This window comes from Gemmiger formicilis (assembly GCF_900167555.1).
Lineage (GTDB): Bacteria > Bacillota > Clostridia > Oscillospirales > Ruminococcaceae > Gemmiger > Gemmiger formicilis.
Window position 1 is genome coordinate 59,923 of record NZ_FUYF01000001.1, and the last position, 22,788, is coordinate 82,710.

The window sequence follows — 22,788 nt, forward strand, 5'->3', positions numbered from 1 at the left end:
GCCCATTGCGCCCCAAAAAGCAAGAAGCCCGCAGACCGGGTGTCCCGGTTTGCGGGCTGGGAGCGTCTTGCCTCCCTCTGCGAGGGAGGTGGCCCGTAGGGCCGGAGGGAGAGAGCCTTGCCATGGCCCGAAATATTTCGGACAGCGGCAAAGTTCTCTCCCCCACCGCCTGCGGGCGGAGCCCTTCGGGTCCGGGCCCCTCTGTCGCTTCGCGACATCTCCCCACACTGTGGGGAGTCACCCTCGCAGAGGGGGCCAAGGAGTTTTGTGACAAACGGGGGATCCTCCCCGAGGGGGAAGGCTTATTTTTTTTCACTGCGCCAATGATGCACGGTCTGCAGCTGGAACTCAAAGTCGCGGGCATCCTTGGCAAGCTGGCTCGAGAGGATGATGCCTGAGATAAACAGCAGCAGCGCCGCCACCAGCACAAAGCAGCAGACGATCAAAGTCGGGAAGCGCGGCACAAGGCCGGTCCGGAAATACTCGCCCAGCACCGGGATCATAAAGCCGATGCCGAACACGGCCAGGATCGCGGCCAGAATGCCGAAAAAGCTGAACGGGCGGTAGTTCTTGAACAGCCGCGCAATCGTGCCCAATACTTTAAAGCCGTCGGAGTAGGTGTTCAGCTTGCTCTCCGACCCTTCCGGACGATCACGGTAGTCAATGACAACGTTCTCGACCTGCATATTGCGCTGCAGGGCGTGGATCGTCATCTCGGTCTCGATCTCAAACCCGCGGGACAGCACGGGATAGGTCTTGACGAACTGGTAGCTGAACGCGCGGTAGCCGGTCATAATGTCCTTGATCTTGCCGCCAAACAAATGATTTGTGAAGAACCGCACCAGATCGTTGCCGAAGTTGTGGAACGGGCGCTTGTTCTGGGTGTAGTAGGTGCTGGACAGGCGGTCACCGACGACCATGTCGGCCTGGCGCTCGGTCACAGCGGCGACCATCTCGGGCGCAGCCTCCGCAGGGTAGGTGTCGTCGCCGTCCACAAGAATGTACGCCTCTGCGTCGATCTCGCGGAACATGCGGCGCATGACATTGCCCTTGCCCTGCTGGTACTCGTGGCGGACGACCGCCCCGGCTCCGGCGGCCAGCTCGGCAGTGCCGTCGGTGGAATTGTTGTCGTAGACGTAGACGGTGGCGTCGGGCAGGACGCGGCGGAAATCCGAGACGACCTTCTCGACAGTCTTGGACTCGTTGTAGCAGGGGATCAGAACGGCGATTTTATCCATAATAACAGGACCTCCGGGCGGATTTTACATCCAGAATTGAACAAGGCGGCTGACGGTGTAGTAAAGGGAAGGATTCATGCCCTGCAGATACGGCTCCATGGCGAAGAGTGTGCAGAAGCGGTAGACGGCGGTATATGCCACAGCGGCGGCCATGACGGTGTGCAGTGCGGGCAGCGCTGCAGCGGCGGTGCCCTCCCCCAGAGCTGCGCGGCGGGAGAGTGCGCCCTCGGCGCAGAACCAGCACAGCGCCGCACCAAGCAGCAGCACGGGGCTGTAATCCATTAGATAACGGTAGAGCACCCCGGCCATCTCGCAGTCAACGACGGTCATGACGACCATGGCGGCCAGGCTGCCGTAGACCACACAGGCGGCGACACGGCGGCGGTGCAGACAGCGGCGGAACGCGGGAAGCAGCGGCAGCGCCAGCACCCACAGGTACGGCGTGGCGGCCAGAATGCCGCCCGTGAACTTCTCGCTGATCGTGCGGATGACGGCGTTCGTCTGGACGTCGGTCTCCCGCAGGAACGGGAAAACACCCTGCCAGCTGGGCAGCTCGAACAGACTCGTGAACACAGCCGGGCCGATGCGCACGGCGTTGAAGCCGCGCTGGGTCATATCGTTGCCGGTCAGGTTGTAGTTGGCGCCAAAGTCAAAGGGCGAGCCGAACCGCGCAGCGTTGTACCACATGAGCCCGGCAGCGACCACCACCACCGGCAGCAGGAACGCGGCGGCCTCCCCTGCTCCGGCGCGGCTGCACAGCCGCTTCTGCCCGATGTACCGCGGCCAGAAGATGGGCACGGCCAAAAACGCAAACAGCTCCATCTGGGGGCGGCACCCGGCGACGAGCGCCACGCAGAGGCTGCCGAAGACGAGCTTGACGACCAGCGCACCGCGCTTTTCCACCGGCGTGCTGGCGGCGGAGAGCCAGAGCCAAAGCCCCAGCATCAACAGCGCCGCACCGCAGAGGATGGCATATTCATAAATGTAGGGGCGCAGCAACAGATAGTAGAACTGACTGCCCAGCGCTACGGCGGCCACGGCCAGCAGGTACGCTGCGGCGGACGCCTGCGGGAACCACCGGCGCACGGCCTGCCCGACGACGCCGAAGCAGGCGGCGAGGAAGATCAGCCCCAGCAGGACCATGCAGGGCGCATAGGCCAGGTTCTGGATGCCGGTCAGTGCCTCAAACGGCAGCTGGAACAAAAGACACGGTACAATGCCAAAATAGACGTAGTAGCGCCCATTGTAAAAGGCGTGGTCCCAGTGGATGTCGTTGATTTGCGCGGCGTCGCGCGCCCCGGCATCGTAGGGGTTGTCCAGCGCCAGCAGCTCGGCGGGCGGGTCGGCCTCCAGGTCAAGGCGCCCGTTCAGCAGGCTGTGCGCCAGCGCGCCGTACTGCTGGTAGACGAAGCTGACCGTGCTCTCCCCGTCCCAGAACGCGGTGTTGTAATCTTTTGTGGCAAGGCCGGTGTTGCTCGGCTCCCAGAACGGGATGACCACGACGAAGGCAGCCAGCACAAGGCCCAGCACGGCGGCTGCGGCGCGGTCACAGACGTTGCCCGCCAGCCAGCGGCGGTGCCACAGCCCGCTGGCCGGGCGCAGGCCGTAGACGGCCAGCAGCGCCAGAAATATCGCGCAGAAGCGCAAAATCGAGAAATCCAGCGCGCGCGGCGCGTTGGCCGTGATGCCGCGGAAGGTCAGCGCCACCGGGAACTGCACGTAGGTGGAGCTGTACCCGGCAGCGGTCAGCGTCAGCATCCCGACGGAGCCGGTCAGGTCCAGGCTGATGACCTGGGTGCGCGGGGCCTGCAGCCCCACCTGCCAGCTGCCGAAGCGGGTCAGCTCGGTGTTGGCGGCGTCGGTGCCCTCAATGGTGAAGATCACGGCGCTGTCGGCGTGGAGCGGCTCGGTGTCGTCGCTGACCAGACCGTCAAACCGCAGGTTGTAGATGGGCTGGTCAATGTCGAGGAACCGCAGATAGGTGCGGCCCTCGTCGAGCGAGATCGTGCCGACGCCGCGCCCGACGTTGATGTTGTCGTCAAGGTAATCGACGAGCTGAAACGGCGTGTAGCTGTGGGTGTTGAAGTAGGCCACATTGCCGACGAACACCTCCAGCCCCAGCGCCGTGACGGCCAGCAGCGGGACGACGGCCTTTAACCCTTTGCGCCCGAGGCTGCGCAGCCCGGCGGTGACAAGCCCCGCCCAGCCGGTCATGGCGGTGAGGGCGACGAGCCGGAACGCGTGGAAGCCGACGGTCAGCCCGGGGCGGTGGTAGGCGCACAGAGCGAACACCCAGACGGCCAGCCAAAGCCCGACGGCCCAGGCAGCGTCGCGGCGGGAAACCCTGCGGCGGGATACTACCGCAGGAACCGCACCGAAGATGCCGGAGACGAGCACGGTGAGGAGCAGGGTGATTATAATAAACATAAGAATAATGCTCCTCCTTTTGTGGGATAGGTGATGTGGCAGCGGGAAATGGCCAGAGCCCTTCCGGTCATCGCTGGCGCTCGACCACCTCCCCTGAAAAGGGAGGCTTTTTTCGGGCGTACGCCCGTGAAAGGCGCCCCACAGGGTGGGGAGCTGGCCGAGCTTGCGAGGCCTGAGGGGTCTTACCCTGCGGGAGCTGCCGCTTCACTGCTTTGCATACTTCTCCATCTCGTGCAGCCAGAACTCGGCGGTCTTGTCCCAGCTGTACTTTTTCAGGACCTCGTCGGGCGCGGCCACGGGCTGGGCGGCCAGCGCGTCAAGATCCACATCATAATCATACGGGTCAAAATACCGCGCCGTATCGCCGTACAGCTCGGGCAGGCAGGTGGCGTTGGCCAGCGCGACCGGCGCGCCCAGGGCCAGCGCCTCCAGCGGCGGGATGCCAAAGCCCTCGAACACGGCGGGGTGCAAAAACAGCTTGCAGTGCTTCATCAGCGCGGCGTTCTCTGCATCGGACACATAGCCCGGGTAGAACACATTGTGGGTGTCCTTCGCCTCGGCGTCGTCGCCAAAGGCACGCAGGTCCTTGCCGCCCGCGACGACAAACGTCTTGTCGGGGCTGCGGCGGGCGACCTCTCGGATCCACTTGAAGTTTTTATGCTTTGCCAGACTGCCGAGGGCGTAGAAGTACTCCCCTTTTTTGACGCCGGGCATCTTGTCAAAAATGCTCTCGTCGGGGGTGACGTTCTTCATGTGCTCCCAGCCGTTGTAGGTGATGCCGATCTTGTCCAGCGGGATGCCGAGCTTCTCGCTGATGAGGTGCCGCTGGTTGTCGCTGACCGTGAACACCCGCTGGGCGAACCATTTGGTGGACAGACAGTGTACCCAGAACTTGAAGCGGAAAAAGCCCTTGTCGGTATCCATGACCAGCGGGCGGATGTCGTGCAGCACCACGACGCTGCGGCGGGTCAGCAGCATATCGCTGGCAAGGCCCACGTAAAACGCATGGGTGCGGCGCAGGTAGGCGGGCAGCACGGCCAGATTGTAAAAATACGGGATGGACTTGAGCGGCACCAGCCGGATGTTTTTCAGCTCCGGCAGATGGATGGGCCGCCCGTCGTCGCGGTAGGCAATGCGGACGTCCAGGCCGGTGCCCTCGATCAGCTTGTCCAGCCGGACGACATTCTCATAGACATAGCGCGGGATACCGGTGATATTGTCACACAGTACCGTGCCGTTGATGACGATAGGGTTCAATCCAGTTCCTCCTTCTCCCAGTGGGAGCAGTCGAGCAGCTCCTGCTGCCAGTCGGCCATGCGGCGCAGGCAGTATTCCTTCAGCTCGCGCTCAAAGCGTTCCTCGCTGAAGGAGCGGCTGTGCTCACGGATTTCCTCTTTGGAACAGGCCACGCCGTCGCGCTCAAACCGTTCGATGCAGTCGGCCAGGCTCTCGACGGTCTGCTCTTTAAACCAGTAGCCGGTCCTGCCGGGCAGCACGCTCTCGCACGCGCCGCCGCGGCCATAGGCCAGCACCGGCGTGCCCGCGCTCTGGGCCTCGACGGGGGTGATGCCAAAGTCCTCTTCACCCGGGAAAAGGAAGCCCTTCGCGCGCAGGTAGTAGCTGCGCACTTCTTCGTCGGACAGACCGCCGCCCTTGAACTCGATGGTCGGCCCGGCCATGGCCCTGAGCTTGTCCAGCTCTCCCCCGCCGCCGATGACGACGAGGCGCTTGTTAAGGCGCGTGCAGGCCTGCACGGCCAGATCCACGCGCTTGTACCAGGTCAGACGGCCCACGGTCAGGTAGAAGTCCTCCTTTTCGACAAAAGGCGATTCGTTGATGTGGCAGCAAGGGTAAATGACATCGCTGTCACGCCGGTAATATTTTTTGATGCGCTGGGCGATATAATGCGAGTTGGCGATGAAATAATCCACGCGGTCCGCGGCGCACTTGTCCCAGATGCGCATTTTGTGCATCTGTCCGGGCATGACGAGCTTCGCCAGCCAGTTGGCGTTGGCGCGGTAGGTGTAGTAAAAATCCCACACATAACGGATCGGCGTGTGGCAGTAACAGATGTGTACGGCATCCGGGCGGGTGATGACGCCTTTGGAACAGGAGGAGGACGACGACAGCACCAGATCGTACTCGGTCAGGTCGAACGCCTCAAACGCGCGTGGCATCAGCGGCAGCATGGCCTTGTACAGCCTGTTGGAGAAGGGCACCTTCTGGAACCAGCTCGTGCGGATGTCATAGGTTTTAAAGTGCTCGGGCATGTTTTTGGGGTCGTACACAAGGGTGTAGATGACGGCATCGGGGAAAACGCGCTTCATGGCGTCCACAACGCGGTCCCCGCCGGCGTAGCCGACAAGCCAGTCGTGAACGATGGCGACCTTGGGCTCCTTTTTGCTCATTACAGACACTCCCGTCCGGTAACGCACAGGGCGTTATTGTAGTTTTTCGTCGTTGACCATCTTGCCGCCGAACACGGTGCGGAAGATGATCTTGATGTCCAGCGCCACGGTCCAGTTTTCGATGTACCAGATGTCGTAGCGGATGCGCTCGGCAATGTCGGTGTCGCCGCGCAGGCCGTGGATCTGCGCCCAGCCCGTGCAGCCGGGACGGACCTGCTGGCGCACAAGGTAGCGCGGGATCTCCTCTTTAAAATGCTCCACATGGTAGGGCACCTCGGGCCGCGGCCCGACGAGGGACATATCCCCTTTCAGCACGTTGAAGAACTGGGGCAGCTCGTCCAGGCTGAACTTGCGGATAAAGCTGCCGAAGTGGGTCTTGCGCGGGTCGCAGTCGGTGGACCAGCCGGTCTCCTGCTGCACATTGACCCGCATCGAGCGGAACTTGTACATCATGAAAGGCTTTTTGTTCAGGCCGATGCGCTCCTGCCTGAAGATGACCGGCCCGGGGCTGGACAGCTTGACGCCGATGGCCGTGACCAGCATGACCGGGCTGGTCAGAATGATCAGGATCAGGCTGCCGATAATATCAAGCCCGCGCTTGACAGCGGCGTTGAGCAGATTGTCAAACGGCGTCTGCCGCACATTGATGAGTTTGCACTCGTCCAGCACGTCAATGGTGGGCCGGGCGGGCAGATAGTCGCTGTAGAACGGTACCATCGTGATGCGCACGCCGTTTTTGTCGCAGGCGGCAAAAACGTGGGGCAGCAATTCGATCTCGTCAGCCTCCAGCGCTACGACGACCTCATCGACGGCAATCTCGTCGAGCCGGGCAGACAGCGCATCATAGCTGCCCATGTAGCGCACACCAAGACCCGGTTCTTCGATTCCGGCCAGATAGCCGTCCACGACAAAGCCGTAGTAGGGGTTGTGCTCGAGCGCACGCAGATAGAGCGCGGCGGATTTACCGCCGCCCACCAGCAGGATATGGCGCAGACCCAGCCCCTTGCGGCGGCGGGCGCGGTCTACCCAGCGCAGGATCATACGCTCGATCACGACGCCTGCCGTGCCGAGTATATAGAACAGCGCCAGTACGATACGGGAGTAGTCGTCCAGGTGCATCAGATACAAAGCACCAATGAAGATCAACAGTCCCGCCGCGTTGATGGCGGCAATCTTGGTGCAGCGCTCGGCCAGGCCGCGCAGCCGCGTGGTGCTGTAGATACCGGCGACCCAGTAGATGAGCACGAGCACCAGCGACGTGGCCAGCCCGGCAATGATGTTGCGCGGGTCCCGGGCCACGGCCAGCGCAGGCCCTGCGCCGCCCGGCTCAAAGTAGCGGACGTAATTGAAACGGATATAGTTGGCAAGCAAAAAGCCGATGAAAAGCAGTGCCGCGTCCGCCAGCACATACAAAAGGCTTTTGAAGCGTTGGTTCTTTTCCAGCAAGAGGTGATGCCCTCCCTACGGTGATAGATTTAAACAATCTATTTTACCATATTTACGCCGGTATTGCAAATCAGCGGTAAAGCTCCTGCAGCTGATCCAGCGTTTTCTTCATTTCGGCGCGGACCTCCGGCGGGCCGGAGACGACGACGCCGGTGCCGAACCCGGCCACCCAGCCGAAGAACTGCGGGCTGACCTGAATCTCGGCGGTCATCGTAAAGTGCTCGCCGTCGGCGCAGGGCGTCAGGATCGGCGCGGTGCCGAACCGGTCGATCATCGCCCCGGCAAAGCGGTTCTCGCATTGCAGCGTTACCCGCTTGAGCGGGCCGTTGAACATGCCGAACATCTGCTGCATATACGTATTGACGTCGAAATTGGCGTATTCTCCGGCACCCTCGCGGGTCGTGTCGGGCAGCTGGTGAACGTTCTGCATCTTGTCGACGCGGTAGTGCTTGAGCCGCCCCTCGGTGTAGGCGATCAGATAATAGTTGCCGTTCTCCCACACGAGCACCCACGGGCTGACGCGGTAGAGCTGGCCGTCGTGGCGCGGGGCCATCCGCTTTTGCAGGTTCCAGTCGCAGTATTTGAAGGTGACCTGCTCCCCTGCCGTGATGGCGGCGTGCAGCGCATCGACGGTGTACAGAATTTTCTCGTCGGTGCTCTTGATACGCCCGCTGACCAGTACCTTACGGTCCAGCTCCTCCTGCCGGTATGTGGAGGTGAACTGGCCGAGCTTGTCAATCAGGATTTTGGATTTGCGCGCCGTGATGAATTTGCTGGCGTAGACGGCATCGACGAGCAGCTTGAGCTCGGCAAGCTCAAACGGAGCCTCGGTCATATAGTAGCCGCCGCCGCGCCCGCGCTGCTGCACGATCTCATATTTGGCGTCGGGCAGGTTGTTTAAGGTGTTCAGGTCATCGTAGACGCTTTTGCGCTCGGCGACCACGCCGTGCTCCTGCAATTTTTCCACCAGCTGGGGAACACTCAAGGGGTGCTTCTCGTCGGTTTCCCGGGCGAGGATCTCCAAAAGAACAAGCAGTTTGCGTTTCTGGCCTTCTTTGCGCGACATAACAGCGGCTCCTTTCCTGAGTCTGGCAGATATAGTCCTATTATACACCCTATAGGGGCGGGTGGCAAGACCGGGAACGGCCGTCTCCCGGGAGGTGCTGCCGCCTTTCGGTCCGCAGCCTTACCGTCCCAGCTCCCCCAAAATCCACCCTAGATCTTCAAACAGATCCCCCGGCAGCATGGCGGTCATGCTGCGGCGCTTGGCGCAGCGGTCTGCAGCGGCGCCGTGGAGCCATACCGCACAGACCGCGGCGTTCTCGGGCGTGCGGCCCTGCTTTAGACCCGCTGCCAGCAGCCCGGCGGTCAGACCGGCTAAAATATCCCCGCTGCCGCCCTTGGCTAACCCGGCATTGCCGGTCTCATTGCGCCAGACCGTGCCGCCCGGCGCGGCAACCAGTGTGTGATGCCCTTTCAAAACGGCGACGCAGTGATATTTTTCGGCCAGCGATACGGCGGCACCCTCGCGGTCCGCCTGCACCTCGGGCACAGTCAGGCCCAGCAGCCGCGCGGCCTCGCCGGGGTGGGGCGTCATGATCGTGTTTGCGGGCAGATCCCCCCTGTACTTCCCCGCTGCCAGTGCGTTCAGTGCGTCGGCGTCCAGCACGGCACCGGCCCACGGGGCGTTCCTGCCGAGCAGGGCCTTACAGACATCGGCGGCGCTCTCCCCCAACCCGGGCCCGGCCAGTAAAACGGTGGGCCTGTCCGCGAACCAGCGGCGCAGCGCGTCGGCGTCCTGCGGGTGGATGCCCCCGTTGGCCGCCGTGCGGCAGCCGCAGGCGCAGCATTCCGGCGTGCGGGAAAGCACCAGCTGGATAACAGGCTCGACGCTGGCCAGATACACCAGCCCGGCCCCGCCGCGCAAAGCGCCCTCTGTGCAGAGCGCCGCCGCCCCGCGGTAGGCCATGCTGCCCGCCGCGGCCAGCACACTGCCGTAGCTCCCCTTGTTGCTCTCCGCCATGCGCCCGGGCAGCAGCCGGCGCACCAACTCCCGTGTGATTTCGCGCTGCATCTTGCATCCCTCCGAAAATAGATTATAATAGGTATATTATAAGGCATAAAAGCCAAAAGCGAAAGGGGCAGTTTGCATGGTTCCGGCATTAGAGAAAATTCTGGCAGCAACAAAAAGCATGGTCTTTTTCGGCGGGGCGGGCGTTTCGACCGAGAGCGGCATCCCCGATTTCCGCTCGGTGGACGGGCTGTACCACCAAAAATTCAAGTACCCGCCCGAGACGATGCTCTCCCACACCTTCTACGAGACCCACACCGCGGAGTTTTTTGACTTCTACCGCCAGAAGCTCATCGTCCACGGGGCAAAGCCCAACGCGGCCCACCTGCGTCTGGCGGCGTTGGAGCGCGAGGGCAAATGCAGGGCCGTCGTGACCCAGAACATCGACGGCCTGCACCAGGCCGCGGGCAGCAAGACCGTGTATGAGCTGCACGGCTCGACCCTGCGCAACTACTGTACGCGGTGCGGCAAATTCTTCCCGGTGCAGTTCATTGAGGATGCGGCGGGCGTCGGCGACGGCGTGCCCCGCTGCGACGAGTGCGGCGGCATCGTCAAGCCCGATGTTGTGCTCTACGAGGAGGGGCTGGACGAAGAGACGATGGAAAACGCCGTGCACGCCATCCGCGGGGCCGACACCCTCATCGTCGGCGGCACAAGCCTGGCCGTCTACCCGGCGGCGGGTCTGCTGCGCTACTTCCGCGGGGAGAACCTTGTTGTCATCAACAAGCAGCCCACCCCGGCGGACGCAATGGCCAATCTGCTGATCCACGCTCCGATTGGCCGCACGCTGGATCCTGATGCCCCCATTGAAGTGTAGAAATTACACAAAAATCCATGCTTTTTTTTAAAAAGGCATTGCAAAACGCCGTGGAATTTTGTTATGATAGATTCATATTGAGTTTATAGGCAGAGTTGATAGAGGGAGACGGTTTTTATGGCAAATGCACTGACGGATTTTACCAAGAAACGTGAATTTCTGATTTGCATGGATTCCGACGGCTGCGTGATGGACACGGTGCGCATCAAGCATTCCACCGTCATGTGCCCCGAGCTCATCCGCGTGTTTGCGCTGGATGACCACGCGGATTTCATCACTGCCGCGTGGGATGAGATCAACCTGCACACGATCACCCGCGGCATCTCCCGGTTTGAGAGCGTCCGGCTGGTGTTTGACCGGTTGAAAAACCGCGGTATCGAGATCCCGGGCAGCGAGGATATTGCCGCCTGGGTCGATACCGCGACGGAGCTTTCCACGGCCAGCCTGCAGCGGGAGCTGCAAAAGACCGGCAGCCTGGCCCTGCGCAAGCTGCAGGAGTGGAACAACGCCTGCAACCGCCGTATTCAGGCGCTGGAGCCGACGTTTGAGCCGTTCCCCGGCGTGGAGGAAAGCCTGCGCCAGCTGCACGCCGTGGCCGATGTGGCCGTCGTCAGTGCCGCGAACGAAAGCGCCATTGCCAGCGAGTGGAAGCGCTACGGGCTGGCCCGTCATGCGGATGTTATCTTCGGGCAGGAGGTCGGCAGCAAGGCGAACTCCATCGCCACAATGCTGGCCTGCGGGTATGAGAGCCGCAAGGTCATGATGGTCGGCGACGCCATGGGCGACGCCCAGGCCGCCGCTGCCAACGGTGTGGCCTTTGTGCCGATCCTGCCGGGCCGCGAGGCCGACAGCTGGCGCCGCCTGCAGGAGGAGGCCCTGCCCAAGCTGCTGCACGGCACCTTCAGCCCCGCCTACCAGGCCGAGCTCCTGGCCGCCCTGAGAAGTGCGCTGCACGGGTAAAACTGCGCTTGCCTCCCTCTGCGGGGGAGGTGGCCAAGAAAAGACAAATTTCGCGCCGTCACTCTTGTGACGGCGCTTTATTTATGGTATACTGACTTTGAGTATGTATAAATAGACAACGCTGCGCCTGCGGTTGATTCGTAGGATGGCCCGCCCTACATCCATGCCAAAAAGGGGCAGCGGAGATATTCCTGAAAAATTCCGAAAAGGAGCCGACCCATGGACCTTTTACAGCAAGCCCGTGCCGAGATCGACACCGTTGATGCCGAGATGGCCGCTCTGTTTGAGCGGCGTATGCGCGCGGTGGCCGATGTGGTGCGCTACAAGGCCGAGACCGGCAAGCCGGTTTTTGATGCCGCGCGGGAGGCCGCCGTGCTTGACAAAAACACGGCCCGCATCACCGACGAGGCGCTGCGCCCCTACTATCGCGCCTTTCTCAGCGATGCCATGAGCATTTCCCGCGCATACCAGCGTGCCCGGCTGGGCCGCGATACCGCCGCCTACCAAGGCGTGCCCGGCGCGTGGAGCCACATTGCGCTGCGCCGCCTTTTCCCCTTTGCGCGGGAGACGGCCTGCACCACCTGGGGCGAGGTCTTTGACGCCGTGCAGAACGGGGATGCACAATTCGGCGTTCTGCCGTTTGAAAACTCCAACGCGGGCGATGTCTCCACCGTGCTCGACCTGCTGTACACCCACCCCGATATTATCATTGCCCGGATGTGCGACCTGCCGATCCGGCAGGACCTGCTGGGCGTGCCGGGCGCGACGCTGGAGACGGTCAGGACCGTCATCAGCCACCCGCAGGCGCTGGCCCAAAGCAGCGTTTTTGTACAGCAGCACGGCTTTAAAACGTCCACCTGGGGCAACACCGCCGACGCGGCCCGCCATGTGGCCGAGCTGAACGACCCGAGCGTTGCGGCTATTGCCAGCGCTGAGACCGCCGGGCTGTACGGCCTGCAGATCTTGTCCGCGGGCATCAACGCCGACGGCGACAACACAACGCGGTTCATCGTGATCGAGCGTGCCGCCGCCGCCCCCGCCATGACCGGCGAGGGCCAGCGGCTGGCGCTGCTGTTCACGGCACGCCATAAGCCCGGCCAGCTGGCCGCGGCGCTGGATCAGATCGGCGCGCGGGGCTTTAACATGGAGTGCATCAAGAGCCGTCCCCTGCCCCATGTTCCGTTTGAATACTATTTCTATGTACAGATCGTCTGCCCGGCGGGCAGCACGGGCGCAGGGTGTCAGACCCTGCTGGACACCCTGACTTCTGTTTGCAGCACCCTGCGGCTGCTGGGTGCCTTCACCCTTGACAGTACGGAGAAATAAGCCATGAAGATAAAGGATGTGCGAAGCATGAAACTGACGATGCAGCTTAAAAGCCGCAGCTACGATATTATTTTGAAGGCTGGATGCCTTGCCAACCTCCATCAGTTCACGAACGTGGCAAACCGCAAGGTCTTTGTGCTGACCGACTCCGGCGTACCCGCCGAGTACGCGCAGACCGTGGCGGCCCAGTGCCCCGATTCCACCGTCTACACGATCCCCCGGGGCGAGGGCAGCAAATGCCTGAAGGTCTACGGTCAGGTTTTGCAGGCTATGCTGGCGTTCGGCATGGACCGCAAGGATCTGCTGGTGTCCGTCGGCGGCGGCGTTGTGGGCGATCTGGGCGGCTTCTGCTCGGCCAGCTATATGCGCGGCATTGACTTTGTCAACTGCCCCACGACGGTGCTTTCGCAGGTGGATTCCTCCATCGGCGGCAAGACGGCGATTGATTTGGGCGAGACGAAGAACATCGTCGGCGCATTCTGGCAGCCCAAGGTCGTGCTTGTCGATTTTGACACGCTCAAGACCCTGCCCCGCCGTCAGGTCGTCAACGGCCTGGCCGAGGCGCTCAAGACCGGCATCATCGGAGACCCGCAGCTGTTTGCACTGTTTGAGTGCGAGCACCCCGAGGATAACATTGAACAAATTGTTTACAGAAGTCTGAAATTTAAGAAAAAGATCGTCGAGCAGGACGAGCGCGAGGGAAGCATCCGCGCCTGCCTGAACTTCGGCCACACCATCGGCCACGGCATCGAAGCCGTGCGCGGTGTGCGGGGCCGCCGTACCACGGGCCTGTACCACGGCGAATGCGTCGCGCTGGGTATGCTGCCGATGATCGAGGACACGGCCCTGCTCAAGCGCACCCGGGCGATTTACCGCGCGCTGGGTCTGCCCACCCGTGCCGGGGCCAACAAGGAGAAGGTCCTGGCCTACATGCAGCATGACAAAAAGGCCCGTGGCGACCATATCACGGTCATCAAGTGCCCCGGCCTCGGCTGCTGGCGCGCCGACAGTCTGCCCATGACCGAGCTGCCGGCTTTGTTAGGTATGGAATGAGGGAAACGGCATCTGACGGCATGGCTCTCTCCCCCACCGACCTGCTGGCCGAGGGCCTTGTCTCCCTCTGCGAGGGAGGTGTCCGCGGAGCGGACGGAGGGAGAGAGCTTGCCGGGATCGCCATTTTTCCATTCATAGAAAAATCGGGAAGGATATATGAAAAACACCTTTGGAAATGCCGTCAGTATGACGATTTTTGGTGAGAGCCATGGACCTGCCGTGGGGGCGGTGCTTGACGGGCTGGCCGCGGGCCTGCCGGTGGATGAGGCCGTGATTGCCGCGGCCATGGACCGCCGCCGCGCCCGCGGGGATGGGCTTTCCACCGCCCGCACCGAGGCCGACGCCGTGGAGTTCCTCTCCGGCGTGTATGAGGGCCGCACCACCGGCACGGCCGTCACCCTGATGATCCGCAACCTGAATACCCGCAGCGGCGACTACGCCAAAACCGCCGACCTGCTGCGCCCCGGTCACGCCGACTACACGGCCTACGCCAAGTACGAGGGCTTTCAGGACGCGCGCGGCGGCGGGCACTTCTCGGGCCGCATTACGGCGGCAAGCGTTGCGGCGGGCACGATCTGCGAGACGGTGCTGAACGGCCTGGGCGTAAAGGTCTACACCCATATTGCCGAGTGTGCAGGCGTGCAGGACGCACCGCTTTCCAGCGCTGCGGGGCTGGTCATGCCCGACCCGCAGCCCGGACACTTTGCGCTGCTGGATGCGTCGAAGGAGGAGGCCATGCAGGCGGCTATCCGCGCTGCGGGCAGCGAGGGCGACAGCGTCGGCGGTATTCTGGAAACGATTGTGACCGGTCTGCCCGCGGGCATCGGCGAGCCGTGGTTCGACAGCGTTGAGAGCGAGCTGGCCCACCTGATGTTCGCCATCCCGGCCTGCAAGGGCATTGAGTTCGGCGCGGGCTTCGGCTTTGCCGCCATGCACGGCAGCGAGGCCAACGATCCGTTCACGATGCGGGACGGCAAAATCGCCACCGCCACGAACAAGAACGGCGGCATCAACGGCGGCATCACCAACGGAATGCCCATCGTGTTCCGCACGGTGCTCAAGCCCACGCCCAGCATCTATAAGCAACAGCATACCGTGGATTATATCGGCAGGACCGATGCGGAGCTGCAGATCAAGGGCCGCCACGACCCCTGCATCGTGCCCCGCGCCGCCGTCGTGCAGAACAGCCTGACGGCGTTCGGACTGCTGGATCTTCTGACCGTGCGCTACGGCACGCTGGCCCAGAAGCACGGATTCCCCAAAGTGTAAAAACAGGAAGTGAAGAACTATGCAGCAACGGCTGTACGGATTGATCGGCGGCAAGCTGGGCCACAGCTACTCCAAAATCATCCATGAAAAAATTGCAGATTACACCTATGAGCTGCTGCCCCTGCCCACCGAGGCCGAGGCCCGCACCTTTATGGAAAAGCGCGCCTTTGCGGCCATCAACGTGACGATCCCCTACAAGCAGTTTGTCATCCCCTACTGCGACGTCGTTGACCCGAAGGCGCAGTCCATCGGCGCGGTGAACACGATTGTGAACCGTGACGGGAAATTGTATGGGTATAACACCGACTACGCGGGCTTTGCCTATCTGGCCGGGGCCCACGGCGTAGATTTTGCGGGCAAGACCGTGCTGATCCTGGGCACGGGCGGTACGCACTCGACGGTCACGGCGGTCTGCCGCGACGGCGGGGCTAAGGAGATTCTGACCGCCAGCCGCACCGGCAAAGGCGATGCCCTGCTGTACAGCGAGGCCATGCACCGCCCGGACGTGCAGATCATCGTCAACACGACGCCCTGCGGCATGTTCCCGAACGTGGGGCAGTGCCTTATCGACCCGAAGGCGTTCCCCGCGCTGGAGGCCGTGCTGGATGTGGTGTACAATCCCTTCCGCACCGAGCTTTTGCTGCGGGCCGAGGACTACGGCGTGACCGCGGCGGGCGGCTTTGAGATGCTGGTGGCGCAGGCTGTGTTTGCCGCGGAGCACTTTACCGGCAGACAGCTGGACACGGCAGCCATCATCCCGGCGGTCAGCCGCGAGCTGCGGCACCAGCTGGCGAATGTCTCGATCATCGGGATGCCGGGCTGCGGAAAATCCACCGTCGGCGCGGCGCTGGCAAAGCGCCTTGACAAAAAATTTGTGGATCTGGACGCTGAAATTGAGCGCCGCACCGGGCATAATATCCCCGACATCTTTGCCCAGGAGGGCGAGGACGCGTTCCGCCGCTATGAGGCGGACGTGCTGGCCGAGGTCGCTAAGAGCAACAGTCAAGTCATCGCCTGCGGCGGCGGGGTCATCAAGAGCCCGGCCAACACCCGCGCACTGCGCCAGAACGGCCCCGTGCTGTGGGTGCGCCGCCCGCTGGAGGCGTTGGCTACCGGCGGACGCCCGCTCTCCAAGGGCGGCGCGGCCTTAAAGCAGCTTGAAGCCGAGCGCACGCCGCTGTATGAGGCCGCCTCCACCGTCGTACTGGAAAATAACGGCTCGCTGGGCGAAGCCGTGGACGCTGCGGTGAAGCTGTTTGAGACAGACGAAAAGCTGTAAAAGCCTTCCCCCTCGGGGGAAGGTGGCGCAAAGCGCCGGATGAGGGCAGAGCTTCCGAGGCCCGCCGAGAAGGAGCAGTGCCCGCAAGGTTTGCCCTCATCAGTCCGCTGCGGCGGACAGCTTCCCCCGAGAGGGGAAGCCTTCAGGCGGCGGGCCGATGCTTGGCATCGGTCCCTGCAACGCAATATTCTATAGAGCATAAAAAGTATATAAAGTATATAAGAAAGAGGCTCCTATGATTATTTCCACTAAAAAAGGTACGCCCCAGGTCGAGCTGGACCGCATTGTCGATAACTTCGAGAAGCAGGGCCTGTCCGTCACGCTGATCCGCGGTACCGACTATAACGTCTTTGGTCTTGTCGGTGATACGACAAAAATTGCCGAGAAGGACGTGCTGGCAAACCCCTGGGTCGAGAACGTGACCCGTGTGTCCGCCCCTTACAAGCGCGCCAACCGCCTGTTCCACCCGGAGGATACCGTCGTGGACATCAACGGCGTCAAGGTCGGCGGCAATGCGCCCATCGCCGTTATGGCCGGTCCGTGCAGCATTGAGGGCGAGGAGCACACCATCAAGATGGCCAAGGCTGTCAAGGCGGGCGGTGCCAACTTCCTGCGCGGCGGCGCGTACAAGCCCCGCACGAGCCCCTACTCCTTCCAGGGGCTGGGTACCGAGGGCATCCTGGATATGGTCAAGGCCCGCGAGATCACTGGCCTGCCTATCGTCAGTGAGCTGATGGACGAGGTCCACATCCCCGAGTTCGAGGAGTATGTGGACGTTGTGCAGATCGGCGCGCGCAATATGCAAAACTTCCAGCTGCTCAAGGCCGTCGGCAAGATGCACAAGCCCGTTCTGCTCAAGCGCGGCCTGGCGAATACCATTGAGGAGTGGATCATGTCCGCCGAGTACATCATGGCCGGCGGCAATGAGAACGTTATCCTCTGTGAGCGCGGCATCCGCACGTTTGAGCGCGCGACCCGCAACACGCTGGACCTGTCCGCCGTGCCGGTCATCAAGGAAAAAACGCACCTGCCCATTATCGTTGACCCCAGCCACGCCACCGGTGATTATAAGTACATCGAGAGCATGGCTTTGGCTGCTGTGGCCGCCGGTGCCGACGGTCTGGAGATCGAGGTCCACAACGACCCGCCGCACGCCTGGAGCGACGGCGCCCAGTGCCTGAAGCCGGATAAGTTCGCCGATGTGATTGCCAAGTGCCGCAAGGTCGCTGCCGCCATCGGCCGGGAGATGTAAATTGGACGCGAAAATTCATGTCAGCCGCTTAGGCGGAACGGCCACGGTACCCCCCAGTAAAAGCGCAGCGCACCGTGCGGTGCTGTGCGCCGCATTGGCGGAGGGCACCAGCCATATCACGAATATCGAGTACAGCAAGGACATCCGCGCCACGCTTGGCGCGGCGGCCCAGCTGGGCGCAAAAATCACCGAGGAGGCCCACTCCGTGACCATCAAGGGGCACGGGACGGCGGGCGGCTTTGTGACGGTGACACGCCCGGTTTTCTGCAACGAGAGCGGCTCCACACTGCGGTTCATGATCCCGCTGTTCAGCCTGACGGCCCAGAAGGTGCGCTTTACCGGCGCGGGGCGGCTGTTTGACCGCCCGCAGGCCATCTACCAGATGCTGTTTGAGCGCCAGGGCCTGCAATTTGAGCAGACGCCCGAGGGCATCACGATCTTTGGACGGCTGCGTCCCGGCGGGTTCACCCTGCCCGGCGATGTGTCCAGTCAGTTCATCAGCGGTCTGCTGTTTGCCGCGCCGCTGATGGAGTCCGAGAGCAGCATCGAGGTACTGGCCCCCTACGAGAGCCGCTCCTACGTGGATATGACGGTTGACGCCATGCAGCAGTTCGGCGTCAAGGTCACGAGCCGCGCACGCAAAAACGGCAGTGTGATGTACCGCGTGGCCGCGCCGCAGCGGTATACGGCCAGCGACTTTGCCGTCGAGGGCGACTACAGCCAGGCCGCGTTCCTGGCCGTGCTGGGCTGCGTCATCGGCGGCATCACGGTCACGGGGCTGAACCCCGACAGCCAGCAGGGCGACAAGGTCATTCTGGACATTTTAAAGCGCTGCGGCGGCAAATTCAAGCCCGTCGAGGGCGGGCTGCACTTTGACCGCAGCCTGCTGAAAGCGACGGAGATCGACCTGGCGGACTGCCCTGATTTAGGGCCGATTTTGTTCACGCTCGGCTGCTTTTGCAGCGGTGAGACGGTCATCCGCAATGCGGGCCGCCTACGCCTGAAGGAATCGGACCGCATCGAGGCCATGCAGACCGAGCTGCGGAAGATGGGCGCGCGCATCGAGGTGGACGGTGACACCGTGCACATCCAGGGCGTGGCGCTCCACGCGCCGAACGCACCGCTGTCCGGCCACAACGACCACCGCATCGTCATGGCGCTGGCTGTGGCGGCGATTGCCAGCGGCCTGCCCGCCCTGCTCTGCGGGGCCGAGGCCGTGGACAAGAGCTGGCCCGCGTTCTGGAGCGTGCTGCGCGGTCTTGGCGCCAAGGTGGAGCTGAACACCGACAAACAAGAAGAATTTGACATAAAGGCGTGATTTCCTATGCTGGATAAAAGCAAAACTTACCTGATCGTCGGTCTGGGCCTGCTGGGCGGCAAGTACGCGCAGGTGCTGAGCCAGAAGGGCTACAATGTGACCGGCATCACCCACAGCCAGTCAACGCTGGACTATGCCTTGCAGCATGACTACATCCGCGCCGGTAAAAATGCGGATTTTGAGGATCTGGTAAGGGAGGCCGACTGCATCATCTTCGGCCTCTACCCCACCGTGCTGCTGGACTGGGTCAAACAGTACGGCCCACTCATCCGCCCCGGCACGATGGTCACGGATGTGTCCGGCGTCAAGCGCGGTGTGGTCGAGCCGGTGCAGGCCGCCCTGCCGGAGGGTGTGGAATTTATCGCCAGCCACCCGATGGCGGGCCGCGAGACGAGCGGCATCGCCCACAGCGCCGAGGTCAACTTTGCCCCCGCAAACTTCATCATCACCCCGACGGAAAAGAACAGCCAGGCGGGCATCGACTGGTGCCGCGACCTGGCCGCGGAGCTGGGCTTCAAGCGCATCAGCGTGCTGACCCCCGCCGAGCACGACCACATGATCGGCTACGTCAGCCAGCTCTGTCATGCCATTGCCGTCAGCCTGATGTGCGCGTCCGATAACTCGGAGCTGGCGAACTACACGGGCGACTCCTTCCGCGATTTGACGAGAATTGCCCATATCAACGACAAAATGTGGGCGGAGCTGTTCCTGTGGAACAAGGACAACCTGATTTCCGAGATTGATATGTTTGAGAGCGCCCTGCAGGATATGCGGGAAAAGCTCGTCCGCGATGACCGCGAGGGGCTGGAGGAAATGTTCCGCCTGTCCACAAAGCGTCGGGAAGCGTTTGACAAGAAATAAAAAATGCTGCTGTCTCAAGCGGACAGCAGCTTTTTTATTTGGCTCGTGCAGGGGCGGAGTATGGTTACATGTGCAGACGCTTTACGATTTCGTTTTTCAGGGCTCTGCCGCGGAAGATGACAAGGCCCAGAAACGTGATGACGCTTATGATCAGGCAGATGACCCACGGCAGACTGTGGGCGTCCAGCCTGCCGGAATAGTCAATGCGGAAGAACAGCAGAATGTACGGCAGGACGCCGATGCCGATGTTCATGAGCAGATACACGAGCGCGTTTGCTGTAAAGCGGCTGCGCAGGAAGGCAAAAATAAAGTTGCAGACCAGCGCTGTACAGCACAAAATCGGCACGACGAGGTCCAAGCTGTACCCCGTGTAGCCGTTGAACCAGTCGGTAAAGACGAGAAGCGCCGAGACGAGCAGCAGCAGATTGAAGATCTGCCGCGGGCCGTTGAAGCGGCGGCGCAGCACGGCGCGCACCACCCGCAGGACCGCCACGGCCCAGACAGCCATCAAAATGCTGAAATGACGGTGGGGCGTGTCTTCCATCAGCAGGAAATCAAAGGCACCGGCTACGACGATGAGCGCTGACAGCACGAACGCCACAATCTTATACAGCAGGGATGCGCGGTGGATGCGCGGGGCCGTTGCCGGAAAATACGGCTCTCCGGCGGGGCCGGACAGGCGGTTCTGGCACAGCGGGCAGTAGGCAGTGTCCCCGCCGACCTTGATATGGCAATGCGGGCAGGTATTCATCTTTCCACCTCCGTAGCGTACAGGGTAACATCCAGCCCATCCTTGGCAAACTCCCGGTAAAGGCGCTGCAAAATGGCGGTGCTGCGCAGGGCAGAAGCAGTGCCCAGCACAAGGTCGTCCCCGTAGGAGCAGACCACAGTGAACAGCGTCTTACAGCTGGAAAACGCTGCAAAATTGTGGATATAGGGCTTCATACCCTCCGGGATGCTGACCCGGCCCATGTTGGAGACAACGGCGGAGACATGCCGGTCCTCCAGCTTGGTGAAAAACTTGACCGCCGCGTTTTTGATGACCAGCGGAACCGGGCGGATGCCGGGTATGTGTTCCAGTTTTTCATACGCATCCATCTGGGCGCGAATGTTCTCGGGCTTTAAAACCTCTTTCAGCTTGGCATCAAAGACCGGGGCGACGGTTTCCAGCGTGTCCTCGGGCGTCAGCGTATGGGCGATGCAGACCGAGTTGAAGAAGTTGCGCGCGGTCTCGCTGGGATAGTAGTTGCGCAGGTTGACGGGCAGGCTGATGGAGATCGGCTTTTTGCGTTCCAGTGCGGGCATATCGTGGTAGATGGCCAGCATGAAAGATGCGCCCAGGTAGCTTGTCATCGAAACGCCCAGTGCGTGGGAGCGTTCCAACACCTGTTTAGAGCTTAAATGTCCCTCAAAAAACTGCAGCTGGCTGTAGGGCAGAAAACCGTGCGGGCGGTACACCTTGGGTTTTTTAGCGGATTTCTTCCGCTTGGTGCCCTCATAAAAATTGCGGAAACTGTCCTGTGCCATATCCCCGGCGGAGGCGCTGTTGGGCGAGGGAACGTTCTCCATTTCACCGGGATGGCGCAGCGCCAGATAGTTGCGCACGATGGACTTTAAGTAGAGCAGGCCGCCGTTGCCGTCCGTAATGGCGTGGAACATTTCCAGGTTGATCCGCGCCCCGAAATACGTTACGCGGTAGATCAGCTTATTGCGGCGCTCCGGCGTATACAGAGGTGCGCAGGGGGCTTTGGTTTCCGGCTGGGCGGTGGGCAGCTGGTCGGTGGACTCAAAATAATGCCAGAACAGACCGCGGTGCAGCGTGACCTGAAACTGCGGCCATTCCTGTGCGGTGCTGCGCAGGGCCTCATTCAGCGTATTGGGGTCGATCTCCTCGTTCAGCGTGCAGGAGATACGAAAGACCCGCGGGTCGCGCTGGGACGCCGTAGCCAGAAACACCTTGGCGACGTTATCGACTTTATACCAGGAATCGGACATGAGCATGGTCCTTTCTTTTGTGGCTGTATGGGAGCGGCTGCCTTCCGGGAACTGCTACTTTCTTTACGGGTTATAGCCCGCTCAAATGATCCTCTGCACAAATCGCCCCGCGCTCTCCATTGCGACGGCGGCTCTGCGGATCGGCATCTGCTGGAACACATGCCAGCACTCGGGGTAGACCTCCAGCTGGGCGTACACCCCGGCCTTCTGCAGATTTTCCACAAGGCGCTCACTGTCGGACTTCAGAATTTCGTTTGTGCCTACCTGTACCAGCGTCGGGGGCAGACCGCGCAGGTCGGCAAAGAGCGGGCTGTAGCACGGGCGCGACCAGTCGGCATCGGGGCCGGTGTAGGCCTCGCGCACGGCGGCGATGTACTCCATCGTCAGCATCGGGTCCAGTGTCTTGCAGGTGCGGTAGCTCTTTCCGCTGGCCGTCATATCGGTCCATGGGCTGAACAGCACCAGCCCGCGCGGCTGGGCACGGCCCTGCTCCTTCAGCTTTAAAGCCAGCTCCAGCGCCAGGTTGCCCCCGGCGGAGTCGCCCGCGACGATAACGTCCCGCGCACCGTAGCCCATATACATTAAATAATCCCACATCGCCACGGCATCCTCAATGGCCGCAGGGAACGGGTGCTCCGGCGCAAGGCGGTACTCAAACGAGAGCACGTCAAACCCGGTAGCCAGCGCCAGCTTGCTGGCCAGAATGCGGGCGTACCCCAGCTGGCCGCAGGTGTAGCCGCCGCCGTGGCAGTACAAAACGGCGTGGCGGCGGTCATGGCCGTGCTCCAGGCTGACCCACTCGGCGGGGATGCTCCCCACTGTCAGGCTGTCGCTGCGGATGCCGATGCCCGGCGTGACGAGCCGCGCAAACAGCTCCTCCGCGGCGCGCTGGCGCTCCAAATCCTCGGGCGTCGTCGAGGTGTGGTCGCTGATGCTGTGCACGGCCTTGATGGCCCGCATCATCGGGCCGAGGTCGTCGGGGTTCTGCTCCTGCTGGGGCACCAGCGTTTTGATGACAGCCTCGAGCCGCTGGCTCAAATCGTTTTTTCTTCTGGACATGGCAGCTCC

19 protein-coding genes are annotated in these 22,788 nt (G+C 62.2%); 9 read left to right on the forward strand and 10 right to left on the reverse strand.

The window, feature by feature from the left end; genetic code table 11:
- Positions 1-302 precede the first annotated feature (302 nt).
- The 7 genes from B5D32_RS00315 to B5D32_RS00345 form a co-directional block, all read right to left on the reverse strand.
- A complete protein-coding gene (locus B5D32_RS00315) occupies positions 303-1,238 on the reverse strand; it encodes a glycosyltransferase family 2 protein (protein WP_078783083.1) in 936 nt (311 codons plus the stop codon).
- 24 nt (positions 1,239-1,262) lie between these two features.
- On the reverse strand, positions 1,263-3,665 hold the full coding sequence (locus tag B5D32_RS00320) for a hypothetical protein (RefSeq protein ID WP_078783084.1): 2,403 nt from the start codon (positions 3,663-3,665) through the stop codon (positions 1,263-1,265).
- A gap of 204 nt (positions 3,666-3,869) precedes the next feature.
- A complete protein-coding gene (locus B5D32_RS00325) occupies positions 3,870-4,922 on the reverse strand; it encodes a glycosyltransferase family 4 protein (protein WP_078783085.1) in 1,053 nt (350 codons plus the stop codon).
- The gene (locus tag B5D32_RS00330; protein WP_078783086.1) at positions 4,919-6,073 is read right to left on the reverse strand and encodes a glycosyltransferase; all 1,155 of its coding nucleotides are present in this window, start codon (positions 6,071-6,073) and stop codon (positions 4,919-4,921) included. The genes B5D32_RS00325 and B5D32_RS00330 overlap by 4 nt, the downstream gene beginning before the upstream one ends.
- Positions 6,074-6,106: 33 nt before the next feature.
- Complete coding sequence (locus B5D32_RS00335; RefSeq protein WP_078783087.1) at positions 6,107-7,519, reverse strand: undecaprenyl-phosphate glucose phosphotransferase; 1,413 nt, start codon at positions 7,517-7,519, stop codon at positions 6,107-6,109.
- Between the two features lie 70 nt (positions 7,520-7,589).
- Positions 7,590-8,585, reverse strand: a complete 996-nt coding sequence (locus B5D32_RS00340; RefSeq protein WP_078783088.1) for a helix-turn-helix transcriptional regulator — start codon at positions 8,583-8,585, stop codon at positions 7,590-7,592.
- Between the two features lie 120 nt (positions 8,586-8,705).
- Positions 8,706-9,593 (reverse strand): NAD(P)H-hydrate dehydratase, encoded by an 888-nt coding sequence (locus B5D32_RS00345; RefSeq protein ID WP_078783089.1) that lies wholly within the window; start codon positions 9,591-9,593, stop codon positions 8,706-8,708.
- 76 nt (positions 9,594-9,669) lie between these two features.
- On the opposite strand from B5D32_RS00345, the gene B5D32_RS00350 reads away from it, so the two are divergent.
- From B5D32_RS00350 to B5D32_RS00390, 9 genes are all read left to right on the forward strand, one after another.
- A complete protein-coding gene (locus tag B5D32_RS00350) occupies positions 9,670-10,407 on the forward strand; it encodes an NAD-dependent protein deacylase (RefSeq protein WP_078783090.1) in 738 nt (245 codons plus the stop codon).
- A 117-nt stretch (positions 10,408-10,524) separates the two neighbouring features.
- Positions 10,525-11,367 (forward strand): HAD hydrolase-like protein, encoded by an 843-nt coding sequence (locus B5D32_RS00355; RefSeq protein WP_078783091.1) that lies wholly within the window; start codon positions 10,525-10,527, stop codon positions 11,365-11,367.
- A gap of 219 nt (positions 11,368-11,586) precedes the next feature.
- Entirely contained in the window at positions 11,587-12,693 is a 1,107-nt protein-coding gene (locus B5D32_RS00360) for a bifunctional chorismate mutase/prephenate dehydratase (protein WP_078783092.1), read from the forward strand.
- 3 nt (positions 12,694-12,696) lie between these two features.
- Positions 12,697-13,746, forward strand: a complete 1,050-nt coding sequence (locus B5D32_RS00365) for a 3-dehydroquinate synthase (protein WP_242943370.1) — start codon at positions 12,697-12,699, stop codon at positions 13,744-13,746.
- 156 nt (positions 13,747-13,902) lie between these two features.
- Complete coding sequence (aroC, locus tag B5D32_RS00370) at positions 13,903-15,015, forward strand: chorismate synthase (protein WP_078783093.1); 1,113 nt, start codon at positions 13,903-13,905, stop codon at positions 15,013-15,015.
- Positions 15,016-15,034: 19 nt separating this feature from the next.
- On the forward strand, positions 15,035-16,294 hold the full coding sequence (locus B5D32_RS00375; RefSeq protein WP_078783094.1) for a shikimate kinase: 1,260 nt from the start codon (positions 15,035-15,037) through the stop codon (positions 16,292-16,294).
- 235 nt (positions 16,295-16,529) lie between these two features.
- Entirely contained in the window at positions 16,530-17,546 is a 1,017-nt protein-coding gene (gene aroF / locus B5D32_RS00380; protein ID WP_078783095.1) for a 3-deoxy-7-phosphoheptulonate synthase, read from the forward strand.
- 1 nt (position 17,547) lies between these two features.
- On the forward strand, positions 17,548-18,864 hold the full coding sequence (gene aroA / locus B5D32_RS00385; RefSeq protein WP_078783096.1) for a 3-phosphoshikimate 1-carboxyvinyltransferase: 1,317 nt from the start codon (positions 17,548-17,550) through the stop codon (positions 18,862-18,864).
- Positions 18,865-18,870: 6 nt separating this feature from the next.
- Positions 18,871-19,725, forward strand: a complete 855-nt coding sequence (locus tag B5D32_RS00390; protein WP_078783097.1) for a prephenate dehydrogenase — start codon at positions 18,871-18,873, stop codon at positions 19,723-19,725.
- Positions 19,726-19,789: 64 nt separating this feature from the next.
- On the opposite strand, the gene B5D32_RS00395 is transcribed toward B5D32_RS00390, so the two are convergent.
- The 3 genes from B5D32_RS00395 to B5D32_RS00405 form a co-directional block, all read right to left on the reverse strand.
- The gene (locus B5D32_RS00395) at positions 19,790-20,476 is read right to left on the reverse strand and encodes a DUF6320 domain-containing protein (RefSeq protein ID WP_078783098.1); all 687 of its coding nucleotides are present in this window, start codon (positions 20,474-20,476) and stop codon (positions 19,790-19,792) included.
- The gene (locus tag B5D32_RS00400; protein WP_143402639.1) at positions 20,473-21,720 is read right to left on the reverse strand and encodes a hypothetical protein; all 1,248 of its coding nucleotides are present in this window, start codon (positions 21,718-21,720) and stop codon (positions 20,473-20,475) included. The genes B5D32_RS00395 and B5D32_RS00400 overlap by 4 nt, the downstream gene beginning before the upstream one ends.
- Before the next feature lie 81 nt (positions 21,721-21,801).
- Positions 21,802-22,779, reverse strand: a complete 978-nt coding sequence (locus B5D32_RS00405; RefSeq protein ID WP_078783100.1) for an alpha/beta hydrolase — start codon at positions 22,777-22,779, stop codon at positions 21,802-21,804.
- Between the last annotated feature and the right edge of the window lie 9 nt (positions 22,780-22,788).